This is a genomic window from Altericroceibacterium xinjiangense (assembly GCF_003958635.1).
Lineage (GTDB): Bacteria > Pseudomonadota > Alphaproteobacteria > Sphingomonadales > Sphingomonadaceae > Altericroceibacterium_A > Altericroceibacterium_A xinjiangense.
In genome coordinates this window covers 26,648-43,054 of the sequence record NZ_RSEK01000008.1, presented here as the reverse complement: position 1 = coordinate 43,054, position 16,407 = coordinate 26,648, and the positions used below count along the sequence as shown (strand labels likewise).

Below are 16,407 nucleotides of genomic sequence, written 5' to 3'. Positions count from 1 at the left end.
TGCAGCACGTGCGTGAAGGGGGAGGGCGCGATTACCCGGCTGAAACTGAAGCTGCAGCTTTACTGCGGGGAAGAGATCGCGCTCGGCCCGGGCAAGGCGGACTTGCTGGAGCAGATCGGCGCCACCGGCTCCATTTCCGGCGCCGCGCGCTCGCTGGGGATGAGCTACCGCCGCGCGTGGTTGCTCGTCGCCACGATGAATCGCTGCTTTCATGAACCGCTGGTCCAAACGCATCCCGGCGGCGGGAACAAGGCCGGGGCGGAACTTACCGCAGCGGGCCGAACGGTGCTCGCCGCTTACCGGGACTTATGCGAGAGCGCGCAGGCCGCCGCGGCCGGAGAGGCACTGGAGCGGCTCGAATCCGCCCTGCGGGATCCCGGCGCGCCGTAAAGCTGGCACCGAGACCCTATTACGCCGCGGCCTTCTGAGCGGCCCGGCGAGATCGGTCTGCACTGCCGAAGATCCACATGGCGAGGCTCGCTCCGGCAACCGCCCCGGCGACGTTGCTGGCCAGTTCGGCCCCGAACATCGCCTCTGCGCCCCAGGCGCCTCGCAGGAGCAAGGCGAACGGCACCATTACCAGCAGCACTCGGCCAAGGGAGAGCCCCAGCGCGAGCGGTGCACGGTCGATTGCGTTGAGGGCACCGTTGACCGCGATCAGCACGCCGTACCCCGCATAGCCCCAGACCGAGATTTCAAGATAGCGCACTGCCGCCGCGACAACTCCCGGATCATCGCTGAACCGGCTGGCAAACCACTCGCGCCCCAGGAACAGGACCAGCGCCGCCGCCATCCCGTAGCACAAGCAGAATCCGCCCGCCTGCAGCATGGCCAGCCGGGTGCGGTCGTATTCCTTGGCGCCCCAGTTCTGGCCGATGATCGCCCCGATGGAGCCCGACAATCCGAGCAGGGGGACGACGGCGATCGTCTGCAGCCGCCCACCGACGCCGAAGCCCGCGACCGCTGCTTGTCCTTCGGCCGCCAGCAGGGAGGTCAGCACCGCCAGCCCGACCGGGTTGATCGAGTTGGAAAAGCTGGCCGGTCCCGCCACCCGGGCCAGCCGCCACGCGGGGCTTTTCCAGTCCGCGCCCCCAAGGGAGGACGGGGAAAAGGGCAGCTTGCTGGTCTGCAGCAGCACCAGGCCCACGATCGTACCCAGCACCCAGCCGATTACCGTGGAATAAGCCGCCCCGGCGATCCCGAAGCCGGGAATGCCGAAGCCGCCGCGAATCAGCAGGGGATCGAGTATCCAGTTCGTCACCGAGAAGGTCAGCAGGATCGCGGCACTTCGCGCAGCCGCTCCCTGCCCGCGGAGCGCCCCGTTGATGCCCATCGAAGCCATCAGCAGCGGAAAGCCGAGCGCGTATGGCCTCATGTAGCTGTCGATCAGCGGCAGCAGCTCCGCGTCGGCTTGCAGCAGGCGGAACAGCGGCATGCGCAGGGCGAACAACACCGTGCCGATGACCAGTCCGATGATGCAGGACAGCAGGATCCCGAGATTGGCCACCTGCCGGGCGTCGTCCGCCTCACCACTGCCGAGCGCGCGCGAGACGACCGAACTGACTCCCGCGATTACCCCGACGCCAAGGCTGGCAAGCGCGGTGCCGACAGGAAAGATGAAGCTGATCGCGGCCAGCTGGTCCGGGCCGATCTGGCCGATGAAATAGGCATCGATCACGCCAATCGACATGATCGCCGCGACACCCAGCGCGGTAGGCGCAGTCTGCCTGACGAGATGGCCGGCGACAGAGCCTGTGGTCAGTTTGGCGGAATCGGCCATCCCCGCCCCAACGCGCGAAAGGGGCGGAGCGTTTCGCGTGTCGGGATCAGGGCGCGATCAGCACCTTGCACTGGCTGGTGCGCTGCTTCAGCCCTTCGAAGATATCCGGGGTCTCGGACAGCGAAATCGTGTCGGTCACCAGCTGGCGCGGCTCCATTGCGCCGCGGTCGAGCGCGGCCAGCGCCTGTTCGTATTCCTGCCGGGTAAAGAACGCGCTGGTGACGAGCCGGACTTCCTTGCTGAGCATGGCGAAGCTGTTGAACGTATCCGGTTTGGTGCACAGGCCCAGCAGCAGGATCGTGCCGCGCGGCCTTACCTGCTCCACACCCTGGGCGATCAATCCCGGCGCGCCGACGCATTCGAACACGATGTCCGCCTTGCCGCCCAGCGCTCGCTCCGCACTGCCGGTCGGGTCCTGCGGATCGATCACGAACGCGTCCGCGCCCATGTCGAGTGCGCGCTGTTGCTGGAACGGCGCGATGTCCTGCACCGCAATTTTACCGGCGCCCATCCGCTTCGCCCAGAACGCCACCGCAAGACCGATGGGGCCGGCGCCGAGCACCAGCACCTTGTCCCCCGCCTTCATCCCCGACAAATTGACCCCGTGCAGCGCGACCGCCAGTGGTTCGATGATCGCGCCGTCAGCCAGCGACACGTCGGAAGGAAGCTTTATGCACTGGTTCGGCCGGGTCAGCGCAAATTCGGCATAGCCGCCGCCCTGCAAGCCGAACCCTTCGCACCACTGGACCTCGCCCTTGCGGCAGCTGTCGCACTGGCCGCAGCTCCTCAGCGGGATCACCGAGACGAGATTGCCGGTTTTCAGCCCTTCCACCTCGCGGCCAAGCTCGACCACTTCGCCAGCGAATTCATGGCCAAGGATGTCCCCGTGCTTGCAGCCGTAGGCGGGATCTTCGGTCATGTGCAGGTCGGAGCCGCAGATCCCGCAGCGGCCGACCTTGACCACCACCTGCCCATTATCCGGAGCCGGATCGGGCACGGTTTCGAACGCGAGCGGCTGGTGCAATCCCTGGAAAGTTACGGCTTTCATTCAATCGCTCGCTATTCGTTCAGAGGCTTGACCGGGCCAAGCTGCATGCCCCCGTCAATCATCACATGACTGCCGGTCATGTAGCTTCCGGCATCGGACGCGAGCAGCAGGGCGAGCGGCTTGATCTGGTAGGTTTCGGCCATCCGGCCGACCGGCACCAGTTCATCCCACGCCTTCTTCGCCGCCGGGTTCTTCTTGACCCAGCCGCCGCCGATATTCGTGACGAACGGCCCCGGTGCGATCGCGTTGACGCGGATGCCGTGCGCCGCCAGCTCATAAGCGGCATGGCGCATGAAGTGCTTCACGCCCGCCTTGGCGGCCATATACGGGACGCCGACGATCGCCTCGTTCACTTCGGCGGCGTTGGAGCTGGTGATGACGATCGACCCGCCGCGGCGCCCGGTGCGCTCCTCGTTCTGCTTCATCACCCGCGCGGCTTCGCGCACGGTGTGGAACGCGCCGTTCAGGTTGATCCCGATCGACTTGTACCAGCTCTCGGCTGGATAGACGTCGATCTGCCCTTCCGGGTTGCGGGTCCCTTCCGGCGTCCAGAACCCGTTCCCGACATCCAGCCCGGCGTTGGCGAAAGCGATGTCGCACCCGCCGAACGCCTCGACATGGGAATCGAACGCGGCGACCACCTGGTCGAGCTGGCTGACATCGCAGCGGACGGCGCGGGCATCGGCGCCGCTATCGCGAAGCCGCGCGGCTTCCCGCTCCGCCCCCTCCATGTCGAGGTCCGCCAGCGTCACCTTCGCCCCGGCTTCGGCCATCACCTCCGCATAGGCAAGGCCGATGCCCGAAGCCGCCCCGGTGACGAGCGCGGAACGCCCGGCAATGTCGAATTGGTCGAGCGTCTTCACCGGCACCTCTAGAGGTAGAGCTTCTTGTTGATCTCGATGCCGTTTTCCTGACAATATTCCTCGTAGTGGTTCATCATCCACCACACGTCGGCCGTCTCGATCAGGTTGGCGTTCTCATCGTAGAACTCGATCGGTCCTTCCATCCAGCCGAACAGCTTGACGCCGTCTTCATGCTCGGTGACCAGCGTGTGCGCTTCCCCGGGTACTTCCAGGATCAGGCCGCCCGGGGTCGCCACCCAGTCGTATTCCAGATAGCGAACGCTGCCTTCGAGGCAGACCATCACGATCGTCCCGCGGTGGAAGTGAGTGCCGATCACGCCCGGCCCCTTCACCCACAGGATGTTGGAGAACAGGTTGCGGCGGACGTCGAAGGCAAGGTGCTTGATTGCCGCGTTCTCGCCGAACGGAACCCATGGGCTGTCGACGTCGGTCTCGGCGTCGATGTAGCGCCCGCCGGGCGAATGGCGGCGGACCAGATCCGCATAATTGAAGGGAACGTCCACGATCTCCTTCTTGGAGGAAGGCGGAGCTTTCATCTTGGTGGCCATCGTAAATTCCTTCAGCGGATAAGAGTGTCGACGTAGTCGGCGCCGATGCCGACCTGCTCGTAATGCTCGCGCGCCAGCTTCATGTAGTCGTAGACATCGAAGTGGCCGACGCTGTTGCCGTCCTCGTCCAGCCACATCAGCGGACCGGAGACGACGAAGAAGACCTTCATCGGATCGGGGTGCTCATAGGCGACCAGCGTGTGGCTTTCCCCCGGCGTCTCGTAGATGAAATCGCCCGCGGTGGCGGTCCATTCGTGTTCGAGATAGGCCCACTTGCCGCTGATCGTGTAAGCCCAGATCGGGTGCGGGTGGTAATGGCGGCTGACGATGCAGGGCTGGGTTGCCATCAGCACGTCGGCCCACATGTTGCGCGCCGGGCTGATCCAGACCGGCTTGGAATAGACGTTCTCGACGATCGGAACCCAGTAGCGTTCGTCGCCTTCCGCAATCTTGGGCATGTACACTTCGGGCAGGCTGCCGGGCCGGAACACGTCGCCGACCGGCTTGGTGCCCTTCCAGAACTCGGTGGTTGCCGCTTCGGGCATCATCGCTCTCCTCTTGTGCCGCGCGGGACTCAGCCGACGGTCCTTGTAGGTCCATCAAACTAGGCGTTTTTCCCTGTGTGTCACGCAATCCTTCGCACCTGCCGCCGACCCGGGGCACAGCCCCCGGATCGGCGACGAACCGTCAGAACTCGAAGCCGACCCGGGCATACCATTCCGCAGGGCGGCTGTACGTGCCGTAGATGAGGCCGCCGGCAATCTGCGCCTGCCCGGTTATGAGGTAGCGCTCGTCGAACAGGTTGGTCACGCCCAGCGTGATGTTCCAGTTCTCCCGTTCCGGACGGTAGGTGACGTTGGCGTTCACGATGTCCGTGGTCGGGCGCAGCAGCAGGATCGTGCCTTCCGTATCGTTGCGCAGCCCGGTCGTGTGCGTCCAGTCGGCCAGGAAGATCATCTCTCCGGCACCGACGGGGACCACCACGCGCGGGGAGATGTTGAACTTCCAGTCCGGCGCCTTCGGCAGGGGTGCGCCTTCGAACACGCCCAGCTGGAACGGGCTGGGCGCCACCTGCGCCTGCGGCTGCACATCGGTGTAGTAGGCATCGAGATAGCCGACCGCCGCCGAGACCGAGAAGAAGTTGGTCGGAGCAAAGATTGCCTCGACTTCGGCCCCCTTGATCCGGGCATCGCCCGCGTTCTGGATCGTCGGCGAGATGCCTTCCTGGAAGTTGAGCTGGATTCCCTGGTACTTGGTCGAGAACGCTGCCGCGTTGAGCTGCAGGTTGTTGTCGAACAGCGTGGACTTCACGCCCACTTCCCAGGTGTCGGCCTGTTCTTCGCCGAACGTCGGAGCGACCGGAAGCGGGTTGGAAAGACGCGTGGTCCAGCCGCCGGTCTTGTACCCCTGGGCAAAGGAGCCATAGACCATCACGTCCGCAGTCGGGTGGATCTGGACGCCGGCCTTGATCGACAGATCGTCAAAGCTCTGGGAGTTCGGCTGCGCCGGGTAATAGCGGAAGGGTTCGTCCGGGATCGGGAAGCCGAGCGCGGTAGCGCAGGCCGGGCCCGGCGGCAGGCAGTTGAAGAGCTTGTAGTTGAAGCCGTTCACGTCGCCCTGTGCGCCGTCGTACTGCTTGTCCTCCTCCGTATATCGCGCGCCGAGCGTGATCCCGATCAGGTCGCTGATGCGCCAGTCGACTTGGCCGAAGGCGGCGTAGGCCTGCGTGTCGATGCTGCCGGGGCCGTCCACCTGCAACAGGCCCCCCGCGAATGTGACATAGTCGTTGAGGTCGCCCTTCTCTCCGAAGCCATAGGCGCCGAGCACGAAGTTCAGTGAATTGTCGAGATAGGAGCCGAGCAGCTGGACTTCCTGGCTCCACTGTTCCTGATCGACGTTGAAGCTCGTCTGCAGGATCGCCAGCGGGGAATTGTCGAGGTCGACACCGGCCGAGAAGTCGACCTTGCGGAAGGAGGAAATCGATTTCAGCGTCAGGTTGTCCGAGACATCCGCCTCGACGTTGAGCGCGACCCCGCCCTGCTGCAGTTCGGAGAAGTTGTTGCCGGTTGCGTAGCTTTCATCGATGTCGGTGTTCACGAACCGATCGTCATACGGCACGCGGTCGTTGTTCGGATCGGCATCGACATTGACCGAGCCAAGCCCCGGGAGCGTTCCGAAACCCTGGGTGCTGCTGCGCGGGCCGCACAGGTTCTGCGCGTTGCGCGCGGCGATCTGCGCCGGAGTAGCGCCGATGCAGAAGTTGTACAGGCCGGCGAACAGGAAGCCGGACGATCCCGTGACCACGTCCAGCGCGGTGCCGGGGGCGTTGTTCTCCGCCAGTCCGCCGAACGGTCCGGGAACGTCGGACGTCACGTCGAGCACCGTGTTTGCGGTCGATTCCGCATCGATGTTGGTGAAGTCCGCGGACAGCGTGGCCCGGAGGATGCCGCCGCCATCCCAGTGCAGCTTGCCGCGCAGGTTCCAGCTGTTGTCGCCCCCCTGCCGGTCGGCCGTCTGGTAATCGGCGGCCACAAAGCGGGTGTAGTCGTCGAAGTTGCCGAGGTTGCCGGGGTAGGGCACCCGTTTCTGGAAACCCGCGCGGTCCATCATCCCGAAGGCGAGCGATGAGCTGAGATCCTCCGTCAGCGGCATTTCGACCACGCCGCGCACCTGAAACCGGCGGAAGCTGCCGATGGTCACGTCGCCGCGGACGCGGAACACGTCGCCGGGCGTCTGGGTAACGATCGAGATTGCGCCGCCGATGGTGTTGCGGCCGAACAGCGTGCCCTGCGGCCCTTTCAGGACTTCGATCCGCTCGACGTCGAGCAAGTCCTGGTTCGCGCCGATCGAGCGGCCGAGATAGACGCCGTCGAGATAGACACCGACGGCAGGATCGATGTTGAAGGCGAAGTCGCTGGCGCCGATCCCGCGGATCGTCGCGCCCAGCACTGCGCTGGAGCCGGAGAACGGCGTCGATGCGTCCAGCGTGACGTTGGGCGTGATGGCAGAGAGCTGGGACACATCGCCGACGGCGCGTTCCTGCAGCGCTTCGGCGGTAAAGGCGCTGATCGCGATCGGAACATCCTGGACGTTCTCCGCCCGCTTTTGTGCGGTAACGACGATCTCGTTGATGCCGCCCGTGCGCGATGGCGGAGTGGCGAGCGGGCCGGGTATCGGTTCCTCGATCCGTTCGGCCCTGGGTTCTTCGGGGACGTAATCCTGCGCGAAAGCCGGGCTGGCAATTGCAGCGGCGAGAACGGCAAGCGAAACTGGCGCAAACCTCATTGATACTCTCCCCCGTACGGCCGTTCGTTGACGGCCTTGCTTATGGATTCAGATCAGCCGCCCACCTTTTGATTGCGAGCGAGCACGGCAGGCGCGGTTTCCTTCAGAAGCAGCGCGAAGAAGCCGCTCAGCACCGCGAGCAGGATGAGCACGTACAGAAACGCCGAAATACCGAACATGTCATTGAGCAGCCCGGCAATGGGCGGACCGGCGACACCGCCCAGAATCTCGCATGACCCCATCGCGAGGCCCAGCACCGTGGCGTGGTGACGCGCATCGAAGCTTTCGGACGGAATCGTGGCCATGAAGATCGGGAAGACGCCGTTCACTGCCCAGCCGACGAAGAAGATCGCCGCCAGCACAACGGCCGAACCGTCGAAGTACAGCGCGCCCAGCGGGCCCAGCACGGACAGGAACGGCAGGGCGACCATCACCGGTTTGCGGCCGATTACGTCGGACAAGCCCGCGACAAGGAAGCTGTAGAGCGCAGCGGCAATGCCCAGCGAACCCATTACCCAGCTCATGGTGCTGGGATCGTACCCTTTCCCTTGCACGAGAAAGATCGGCATGAAGGCCCAGGTGATGACGAAGTGGGCCACCATGAACACGCCCACGACCACGCAGATCCACATGTTGCGGACCTTCATCGCCTCAACCACCGATCGTACCCACCCGAAGGCCGATTCCGACCGGGACCGGCTCGGCTGCTGCTCCCGCGGCGGTGCGGCCGGTTCTTCCAGCGTGAACCAGATCAGCAATGCGCTGAGCAGGCCGGGCAGGGCGGCAAGATAAAACGCCTCCCGCCAGGAGAAGGCCGTGGCAAAGGCCACGAGAACCACGGGTGCCAGGAAGCTCCCGAGAAGGTTGGAGCCGAGATTCTGCGCCACCCCTTGGGCAAGGCCGCGCCGCTTCGGGTCGACTTCGCTGGCCACCATCGCATGGCTGATCGGCATGACTCCGCCTTCGGCAATGCCCATCAGCAGCCGGGCGGCGAAAAGGAACAGGAAACTGGTCGCGAGGCCGGAAAGGAACGAGCAGAGCGAGAACGCTATGGTGGACACGACCAGCAGCACCTTGCGCTTGCCGAGCGAATCCGACAGTCCGCCGACGATGAAGGCGGCAATGGCCCAGCTGAAGCTGAGCCCGGCGGCAAGCAGGCCGATCTGGGTCTGCGAAAGCTGCAGGTCCGGTTCCACAAAGGGCATCAGCGCGTTGAGCGCCTGCCGATCGAAGAAGACGATTCCGAAGTTGAGGCTCAGCAGGAAGACCAGCAGCGTCTGGTACTTGGGCGAGTTTTTCGTCCAGTTACCGCCTGGCGGCGTTCCGACGGGCGTGGTTGCGGGTGCGGTGGCCATTTTTTGGGCCTTCAGATGAACGAGCGGACGGGATCGCTGCCGTCCCAGTCTTGCGAGGCTTGCCAGAATCCGGTGAACGCCTCGTCCATTCCGGTCGTGATCGGCAGCAACTCAAGGAAACCCCACTGCGCGCCGGTTCCGTTGTCGAGGTAGACCACTTCGCCGCCGGTCGGCACCGCCGCGCGGAACGCTTCATGGTACCCGCGTGACCGGTAATCCCGGCTCGCCGCGTCAACATCGGCGCAGGCGATCCCGAAATGGTGGAAGCCGTATCCGCGCGTTTCGATCGTCTCGCGGTAGACGGAAGGCTGATCGTCCAGCGGCTGGATCAGTTCGATCAGCATGTGTCCGGCAAAACCCATCGCCAGGGTGATGTCGGCCTGCGATTCCCTGCCGCGGTATGTCTGTCCCGGGACCAGAAAGCGATCGAGCACGAAGAACGGCCCTGCCTTCATGTCGGTCACGAAGCGGTCGATCGCAGTGCGCAGGTCTTCCACCACGAACGCGGTCTGGGCGATTCCGCCCACAGGTTGGCCGTACCCGAGCTTGCCTATCATATGTCCTCCCGCACCGGGCGATCTTTTGCCGCCAATTCGGTGTGTTCTCGCTTGGCTCGCCAATTGGCGCGGCATTGTCAATCGACTTGTGTTACGCCTGTCACAAAGCACAGCGGAGACGGACGATGGCAACCCACCTCAGGCGCAATCTGGAATGCAGCGAGGCCGAATGGACTGCGCGGCAGGAACTGGCCGCCTGCTACCGGATCTTCGATCACCTCGGCTGGTCGGAATCGATCTACAACCACATCACCCTGCGCGTACCGGAAGAGAAAGACGCGTTCCTGATCAACCCGTTCGGGCTGCTGTGGTCGGAAGTCACCGCATCGAACCTCATCAAGATCGACAGTGAGGGCAACAAGCTGGACGGCAGCGCGTACCCGGTGAACAAGGCGGGCTTCACTCAGCATTCCTGTTTCCACCGGAATCTCGACTGGGCCCATGCCATCGTCCACACGCACACGCCCGACACGATGGCGGTTTGCTGCAGCAAGCGCGGACTGGAGCCGACCAACTTCTACGCCTGCTTCTTTGCGGGGCAGATCGCATATCACGATTTCGAAGGGATCACGGTCCGCGCCGAGGAGGGTGAGCGCTTGCTGGAGAACCTTGGCGACAAGCGCATCCTGATGCTGCGCAATCATGGGCCCGTCGTGCTCGGGGCGACGCTGTACGAGATGTTCTTCACCTACTACATGCTCCAGCGGGCGTGTGAGATCGCGGTGAAGACGGCCGCCCTGGGCGATCCGGTCCGGGTTCCCGACGACGTGGTCGCGGTCCACCAGCGCGATCGGGACCAGGTCGCACTCAAGGAGTTCGGCAAGGCCGATTTCGAAGCCTGGGTGCGAAAGCTCGATTCAATCGATCCGAGCTGGCGAGAGTAGGGGAAAGCGAATGAAGGCGACCATCTGGCACAATCCAAGTTGCAGCAAGTCGCGCGCCGCGCTGGAACGGCTGCGCGACACCGCGGGGATCGAACTGGAAACGATCGAATACCTGAAGCAGCCGCCGACGCGCGAAACGCTTGCCGGGCTTTACCGGGATGCCGGAATCCCCCCTCGCGAAGGGCTGCGCACCAGTGGAACCGACGCAAAGGCCCGCGGCCTGACCGAAGCCGGCGATGATGCCGTACTCGACGCCATGGCGGCCGATCCGAAGCTGATCGAGCGGCCCCTGGTTCGGACCGAAAAAGGCGTCCGCTTGTGCCGCCCGACCGAACGGATCGAGGAAATCCTCTGATCATTCCGACCGTTGCCGGGCTTCGTGCGACGCCACCGGCTTGCATTGAGCGGTCATATTTGCCAACGCCCTGCGGTCGCCCAATGGGCATCGAAGCGGGGTTAGACTATTTCCATGCACGGCACTGAGCTGACGAAGGAACCGCGCGGCGCCAAGCTGAGACAGCGCGTGGCGCGGGCCTTCGGCCCGGCTGGCGTGTTCTTCGAAGGGTTTCTGGAGCATCCGGTGATGGTCGGCTCGATCATCCCGTCCTCCCGCTTCACCATCAAGCGAGTGCTGGACCGGGTGAAGTGGAACGAATGCAAGTTGTTCGTTGAATACGGGCCCGGCGTCGGCACGTTCTGCCAGCCGGTGCTGGACCGGTTGCCGCCGGACGGCGAGTTGATCGTGATCGACACGAACCCGCTTTACATCGATTACCTCAAGCGCACGATCACCGACAGCCGGTTCCATGCGGTGCTCGGCTCGGCCGAAAACGTCGAGCAGATCGTTCGCGCATTCGGCCATGACCACGCCGACTACGTGTTGTCGGGCCTGCCGTTCTCCACCTTGCCGGATGGTGTCGGTCCGGAGATCGCGGCCGCGACTTACCGGGTGGTCCGTTCCGGCGGCGCCTTCCTGACCTATCAGTTCAGCACGGTTGCGCGTGACCTGACCGCGCGCCACTTCGAGCGGATCGAAACCGGGTTCGAGTGGATCAACATTCCCCCGTGCCTGCTCTGCTGGGGCTGGAAAAACTAGGAGTCCGCAACGGATTCTGTCGGAGTTCTATCCTTTCGAAAAACCGCCAGGCGCATTTCAGGGATAGAATACCGGCTCCGCGCATTGCGTGGTGGGGGCCGATAGGGCCACGAAGTGGGCGGGAATGGAAGAACAGGCATTCGTCATCGCTCTGGTCGGGCTGCTGGGGATAGGCGCGCAGTGGCTCGCCTGGCGTACGGGCTGGCCAGCCATCGTGCTGATGCTGGTGGCTGGATTCCTGGCCGGACCTGTGTTCCATCTGATCAATCCGGAAGCCGCTTTTGGCGAAATGATCGAACCCATGGTGTCGATCGGCGTGGCCCTGATCCTGTTCGAAGGCGGCCTTAGTCTCGATTTCCGGGAATTCCGTAAATATCGGGAAGGCGTGTGGCGGCTGGTGGTGATCGGCGCCCCGGTCGCGTGGGTGCTGGGGGCTCTGGCCTGTTACTACATCGCCGGGCTCGTCTGGCCGGTCGCGATCCTGTTTTCCGGCATTCTCGTGGTGACGGGGCCGACAGTGGTCATCCCGCTGCTGCGCCAGGCAACGGTCCAGCAGCGTCCAGCCGCGATCCTGAAATGGGAAGCGATCGTCAACGACCCGGTAGGCGCGCTGTTCGCGGTGATAAGCTACGAATACTTCCGGCTTTCCGTCGGGGGCGCGACCTTGTTCGACGTCGTGCCGCCGATGCTGATGGCGGCCGGCCTCGCCGGGGTGGTCGGATACGCTGCCGCGCGCATGATCGTCTGGGCGTTCCCACGCGGTCTGGTTCCCGAATACCTGAAGGTCCCGGTGCTGCTCGTGGCCGTGGTCTGCGTGTTCGTGCTGAGCAACGGGATCGAGCACGAGGCGGGTCTGGTGGCCGTGACCGTCATGGGGGTCGCGCTGGCCAACATGCACGTGGCCAGCCTCAGGAGCATTCACCCCTTCAAGCAGAACGTGGCGGTCCTGCTTGTGTCCGGGATATTCGTGCTGCTGTCTGCCTCGCTCGACCTCGAAGCTGTACGCCAGTTCGAATGGCGCTTCGGGGTCTTCATCCTTGTCCTGCTGTTCCTGGTGCGTCCGCTGACGATCCTGATCAGCCTGTTGTTCACCACCATCCCCTGGAACGAGCGCTTGTTCCTGGCCTGGATCGCGCCGCGCGGCATCGTGATGGTCGCCATCACCGGCTTGTTCGCGTTGCGGCTGGAGGAACTCGGGTACGGTGACGGCGGAATTCTGATCGGGTTGTCCTTCGCAGTCGTGGTGGCAACTATCGTTGCCCACGGTTTCACCATCGACCTTGCGGCCCGCCTGCTGAAGGTTCGCGGCGAAACCCGGCCGGGCCTGCTGATTGCCGGGGCAACTCCCTGGTCGATCGCGCTGGCCAAGGAAATGCACGATCTGAAGACCCCGGTGATGATCGTCGATTCGAGCTGGCAGCGCCTGAAATCGGCCCGCGCCGCAGCGCTGCCGACCTATCACGGCGAAATCCTCAACGAGGCGACCGAGCACAACCTTGACCTTGCGCCTTATCAGGTGCTGATCGCGGCGACGGAAAACGAAGCTTACAACGCGCTGGTCTGCAGCGAGTTCGCACCGGAAATCGGCACCGATTCCGTCTACCAGCTGGGCGAGCCGGGTGAGGCGGATCATCGCGCATTGCCAGCGTCCCTGCGCGGGCGGGCGCTGTTCGCATCCGGCTATGGCGTCAACGAAGTGAGCGAGCGGCAGATGGCCGGCTGGATCTTCCGGAAGACCAAGCTGTCCGAACAGTTCGACCTGGAGAACGCACGCGAAAGCCTGCCCGATGCCGCTCACATGCTGCTGCTGCTGAAGCCGGACGGGCAGATGCGCTTCTTCACCCATGCCACGGCGCCGGAGCCTGCACCGGGTGACACCGTCATTTCCTATTCGCCGCCACGGCAGAAAACCGTGGACGAAGGGGCAAACAAGAAGCCCAAGCCGCAGATCGCCTGATGAAAGGGGAGGACACATGATCCGGATTGCCAGCGCTGGAATGGGGCTCGCAGCGCTTTTGGCGTTCACCGGGTGTGACCGGGATGAACCGCAAGGCCCTGAGGCAGAGCCTTCGGTTGTGCCATCCCCGTTGCCGACGCAGACCGCTGCGGCATCGATCATCCGGCCCGATATCATTCCGGAACCGATCGTGGAGGACCTTCCGCCCAGGCCGATCGAGCGGACGATCCCGTTCCCCGATGGAGGCACGGAGTTGTCCGAAACAGCCGTGGCGCGCCTGCAGGAGGTTCGGCGTTCCCCGCAGGTGGCGGAAGGCTGGCCCATAGTGCTGCGGGGCCATACCGATTCGGCCGGGGCCGATCGGGCCAATCTCGCCGCGTCGAAAGAGCGCGCCGAGGCGGTAGCGGATTGGCTGACGGAGCAAGGACTCGCGGAAGAGCGGATCACCACGATTGCAATGGGCGAACAGAACCCCATCGCGCCGAACGCCAACCCGGACGGTACGCCCAACGAGGAAGGGCGCGCCCGGAACCGGCGCGTGACGATCAACGTGGCGCCCCCGGAATCCGAGTCATCGCGGGAAGAACAAGCCGATCCCGGCCAAATCGACTGAGAAGGTTGACTTGAGGGGGCGAGAAGTGGCAATTCCGCCGAACCCGAGCGGGTATAGCTTAGTGGTAAAGCTCCAGCCTTCCAAGCTGGCTATGCGGGTTCGATTCCCGCTACCCGCTCCAACTCTCCTTGCGGCGATGGCTTTTGCACTGACCGGGTGCGGAAATCCGGGCGAGGGCGGCACTGCGCCGTCCATGGCCCGGATAGCCGCGGCCACGCCGCAGGAAAGGCCCACGCCGTCTTCCCGGCGCGCGCCCGTTCCCGAGGCCGCCGCGCCGCTCGCGGGGGAAGTTGATCCTGACAGTCCCGAGGCGGCGCTCCAGGCCTATTATCGGGCCATCGACGCGGGCGACTGGGATGCGGCGTACCAGTTGTGGAACCGGGGTGGGGCCGCCAGCGGACAGACCCTGTCCGAGTTCCGCGAGGGTTTTGCCGCGACTCGCAGTACGACGGTCGCGATCACTGGCCCGGTTCGGACGGAAGGAGCGGCGGGGAGCCTCTACGCGACCGTTCCGGTTGAAGTGGAGGCCGTACAGAACGACGGAACACGGCAGCGCTTCACCGGGAGTTACGTGCTGAGGCGAGTCAACGATGTGCCGGGAGCCAGCGTCGAGCAGCTGCGCTGGCACATCTATTCGGCCGCCTTAAAGCCGGCCTGAGCGGTTCAGCCACCCGCCGGCAGGTTGTCGATCAAACGAGTGCCGCCGATCCGCGCTGCAACCAGCAGGCGCGCAGGGTTGCGTTCCAGCCGTGCGAGCGGCTCGAGGCTCGCAGCATCGGCGAGCTCGGCATAATCGACCGCGTCGAACCCGTCTGCGACCAGCCCGGCTTTGAGATTCTCCAGCGTGCGGCGAACATCCGCCCCGGCCTCGATCCGTGCGACGGTTTCCCGCATCCGCGCGGGAAGCGCGGCGGCTTGCCGGCGCTGGTCCGGCGAAAGATAGCGGTTGCGGCTGCTCAGCGCGAGGCCATCGGCTTCCCGCACGGTCGGCACCCCGACGATCGCATCGGGATGGGGCCGGGTGAAATCGAGATCCCGCGCCATGCGGCGGATCACCGCCAGTTGCTGCCAGTCCTTTTCGCCGAACAGGGCAAAGTCGGGCTGCACCTGGTTGAACAGCTTGGCCACCACGGTCGCGACGCCATCGAAGTGGCCCGGCCGCGCCGCACCGCACAAGCCTTCGCTTACCCCCGCAACATGGATCGAGCTGGCGAACCCAGCGGGATAGACCTGCTGCGCCGAAGGGGCCCAGAGCAGGGAAACGCCTTCGTCTTCCAGCATTCGGGCATCGTCTGCCAACTGGCGGGGATAGGCGTCGAAGTCCTCATTCGGTCCGAACTGGGCCGGATTGACGAAGATCGAGACGACCACGTGCGGCGCGCGTTTGGCCGCTTCACGCACCAGTGTCATGTGACCTTCATGCAAGGCGCCCATCGTCGGGACGAGAGCAATCGATCCATTATTGCGCAAAGCCTCCACAGCTTCGCGCAAGGAATGGAGGTGGTTGATGGTTTGCATGGGGGCAAGCGTCCGATAAGGCGGTGACAAGGCTGCCTATCGGGCAAGCCCAAGCTGTGCAACAATCGGGATCTGACTGCCGCGTGTCCAACCTTGGCCCTTCTGCTACTGTCCCGCACCGTATCGTCTTCGCAAACGAGAAAGGCGGCACCGGGAAGTCGACTACCGCGGTCCACATCGCGATCGCGCTCGCCTACATGGGGGCTCGGGTCTCCGTGCTCGATCTCGATCCTCGCCAGCGAACGCTCTTCCGCTATCTTGAGAACCGGACCGAAACGATCGCGCGGCGCGGGATCGACCTGCCCAATGCAGCCTTCGACGTGTTTACCGGGGACAGCGCCGAAGCGCTGGAGCAGCACGTGGAGAAACTGGCGGAAAACGCGGACTTCATCCTGTTCGATACGCCGGGCCGCGACGATCCGTTCGCTCGGCATGCGGCGACCCAGGCCGATACTCTGGTGACCCCGATGAACGACAGCTTCGTCGATTTCGACCTGATCGGGCAAGTGGACGCGGAAACCTTCAAGGTTCGCCGGCTGTCCTTCTATGCGGAACTGATCTGGGAAGCGCGCAAGAGCCGGGCGATGAAGCAGTTGCGGGAAAACCGGCGGGAAATGGACTGGGTGGTCGTGCGCAACCGCACCGGCCACACGGAGGCGCGCAACCAGAAGCGCATTGACGGAGCATTGACCGACTTGTCCAAGCGAGTTGGCTTTCGGGTCGCGCAGGGGCTTTCGGAGCGCGTGGTTTACCGTGAGCTGTTTCCTTCCGGCCTGACTCTGCTCGACAAGGGGCACCTGGGCGAGCTTGGCACCAGCCATCTGGTAGCCCGGCAGGAACTGCGCGGCCTGGTCGCATCCCTGAAGCTGCCGATGCCCAGCCGCCAGCCCGAGCCTGCCTGAC

At 64.5% G+C, this 16,407-nt stretch carries 17 protein-coding genes and 1 tRNA gene; 9 read left to right on the top strand and 9 right to left on the bottom strand.

The window, feature by feature from the left end; all coding sequences use genetic code 11:
* Positions 1-12 precede the first annotated feature (12 nt).
* Positions 13-390: a winged helix-turn-helix domain-containing protein gene (locus ELY13_RS10450; protein ID WP_241233642.1), complete on the top strand. Its 378-nt coding sequence runs from the start codon at positions 13-15 to the stop codon at positions 388-390.
* Positions 391-409: 19 nt separating this feature from the next.
* On the opposite strand, the gene ELY13_RS10445 is transcribed toward ELY13_RS10450, so the two are convergent.
* The 8 genes from ELY13_RS10445 to ELY13_RS10410 all read right to left on the bottom strand — a co-directional run bounded on the left by ELY13_RS10445 (position 410) and on the right by ELY13_RS10410 (position 9,436).
* Positions 410-1,780: an MATE family efflux transporter gene (locus ELY13_RS10445; RefSeq protein ID WP_126173862.1), complete on the bottom strand. Its 1,371-nt coding sequence runs from the start codon at positions 1,778-1,780 to the stop codon at positions 410-412.
* 46 nt (positions 1,781-1,826) lie between these two features.
* The gene (locus ELY13_RS10440; RefSeq protein ID WP_126173861.1) at positions 1,827-2,828 is read right to left on the bottom strand and encodes an alcohol dehydrogenase catalytic domain-containing protein; all 1,002 of its coding nucleotides are present in this window, start codon (positions 2,826-2,828) and stop codon (positions 1,827-1,829) included.
* Between the two features lie 11 nt (positions 2,829-2,839).
* On the bottom strand, positions 2,840-3,691 hold the full coding sequence (locus ELY13_RS10435) for an SDR family NAD(P)-dependent oxidoreductase (RefSeq protein WP_126173860.1): 852 nt from the start codon (positions 3,689-3,691) through the stop codon (positions 2,840-2,842).
* Positions 3,692-3,699: 8 nt separating this feature from the next.
* Positions 3,700-4,239, bottom strand: coding sequence for a 2,4'-dihydroxyacetophenone dioxygenase family protein (locus ELY13_RS10430; RefSeq protein ID WP_126173859.1), 540 nt, complete (start codon positions 4,237-4,239; stop codon positions 3,700-3,702).
* An 11-nt stretch (positions 4,240-4,250) separates the two neighbouring features.
* Positions 4,251-4,784, bottom strand: a complete 534-nt coding sequence (locus tag ELY13_RS10425; RefSeq protein ID WP_126173858.1) for a 2,4'-dihydroxyacetophenone dioxygenase family protein — start codon at positions 4,782-4,784, stop codon at positions 4,251-4,253.
* A gap of 142 nt (positions 4,785-4,926) precedes the next feature.
* Positions 4,927-7,524 carry a TonB-dependent receptor gene (locus ELY13_RS10420; protein ID WP_126173857.1) on the bottom strand — a complete coding sequence of 866 codons (2,598 nt, stop codon included), beginning with the start codon at positions 7,522-7,524 and terminating at the stop codon, positions 4,927-4,929.
* Between the two features lie 53 nt (positions 7,525-7,577).
* Positions 7,578-8,879, bottom strand: a complete 1,302-nt coding sequence (locus ELY13_RS10415; protein ID WP_126173856.1) for an MFS transporter — start codon at positions 8,877-8,879, stop codon at positions 7,578-7,580.
* An 11-nt stretch (positions 8,880-8,890) separates the two neighbouring features.
* Positions 8,891-9,436, bottom strand: coding sequence for a VOC family protein (locus ELY13_RS10410; RefSeq protein WP_126173855.1), 546 nt, complete (start codon positions 9,434-9,436; stop codon positions 8,891-8,893).
* Between the two features lie 125 nt (positions 9,437-9,561).
* Between ELY13_RS10410 and ELY13_RS10405 the strand changes: the two genes are divergently transcribed.
* From ELY13_RS10405 to ELY13_RS10375, 7 genes are all read left to right on the top strand, one after another.
* Entirely contained in the window at positions 9,562-10,320 is a 759-nt protein-coding gene (locus ELY13_RS10405; protein ID WP_126173854.1) for a class II aldolase/adducin family protein, read from the top strand.
* A gap of 10 nt (positions 10,321-10,330) precedes the next feature.
* Positions 10,331-10,675, top strand: a complete 345-nt coding sequence (locus ELY13_RS10400; RefSeq protein WP_126173853.1) for an arsenate reductase family protein — start codon at positions 10,331-10,333, stop codon at positions 10,673-10,675.
* Positions 10,676-10,789: 114 nt separating this feature from the next.
* Positions 10,790-11,416 carry a class I SAM-dependent methyltransferase gene (locus ELY13_RS10395; RefSeq protein WP_126173852.1) on the top strand — a complete coding sequence of 209 codons (627 nt, stop codon included), beginning with the start codon at positions 10,790-10,792 and terminating at the stop codon, positions 11,414-11,416.
* A gap of 124 nt (positions 11,417-11,540) precedes the next feature.
* Positions 11,541-13,373 carry a cation:proton antiporter gene (locus tag ELY13_RS10390; protein ID WP_126173961.1) on the top strand — a complete coding sequence of 611 codons (1,833 nt, stop codon included), beginning with the start codon at positions 11,541-11,543 and terminating at the stop codon, positions 13,371-13,373.
* 16 nt (positions 13,374-13,389) lie between these two features.
* On the top strand, positions 13,390-13,986 hold the full coding sequence (locus tag ELY13_RS10385) for an OmpA family protein (RefSeq protein ID WP_164549773.1): 597 nt from the start codon (positions 13,390-13,392) through the stop codon (positions 13,984-13,986).
* 47 nt (positions 13,987-14,033) lie between these two features.
* Positions 14,034-14,107: transfer RNA gene (locus ELY13_RS10380), tRNA-Gly, on the top strand.
* Between the two features lie 15 nt (positions 14,108-14,122).
* A complete protein-coding gene (locus ELY13_RS10375) occupies positions 14,123-14,644 on the top strand; it encodes a nuclear transport factor 2 family protein (protein ID WP_126173850.1) in 522 nt (173 codons plus the stop codon).
* A 5-nt stretch (positions 14,645-14,649) separates the two neighbouring features.
* On the opposite strand, the gene panC is transcribed toward ELY13_RS10375, so the two are convergent.
* Positions 14,650-15,504: a pantoate--beta-alanine ligase gene (gene panC, locus ELY13_RS10370; protein WP_126173849.1), complete on the bottom strand. Its 855-nt coding sequence runs from the start codon at positions 15,502-15,504 to the stop codon at positions 14,650-14,652.
* 83 nt (positions 15,505-15,587) lie between these two features.
* Between panC and ELY13_RS10365 the strand changes: the two genes are divergently transcribed.
* The gene (locus ELY13_RS10365) at positions 15,588-16,406 is read left to right on the top strand and encodes a division plane positioning ATPase MipZ (RefSeq protein ID WP_126173848.1); all 819 of its coding nucleotides are present in this window, start codon (positions 15,588-15,590) and stop codon (positions 16,404-16,406) included.
* The last annotated feature ends 1 nt before the right edge of the window (position 16,407 follow it).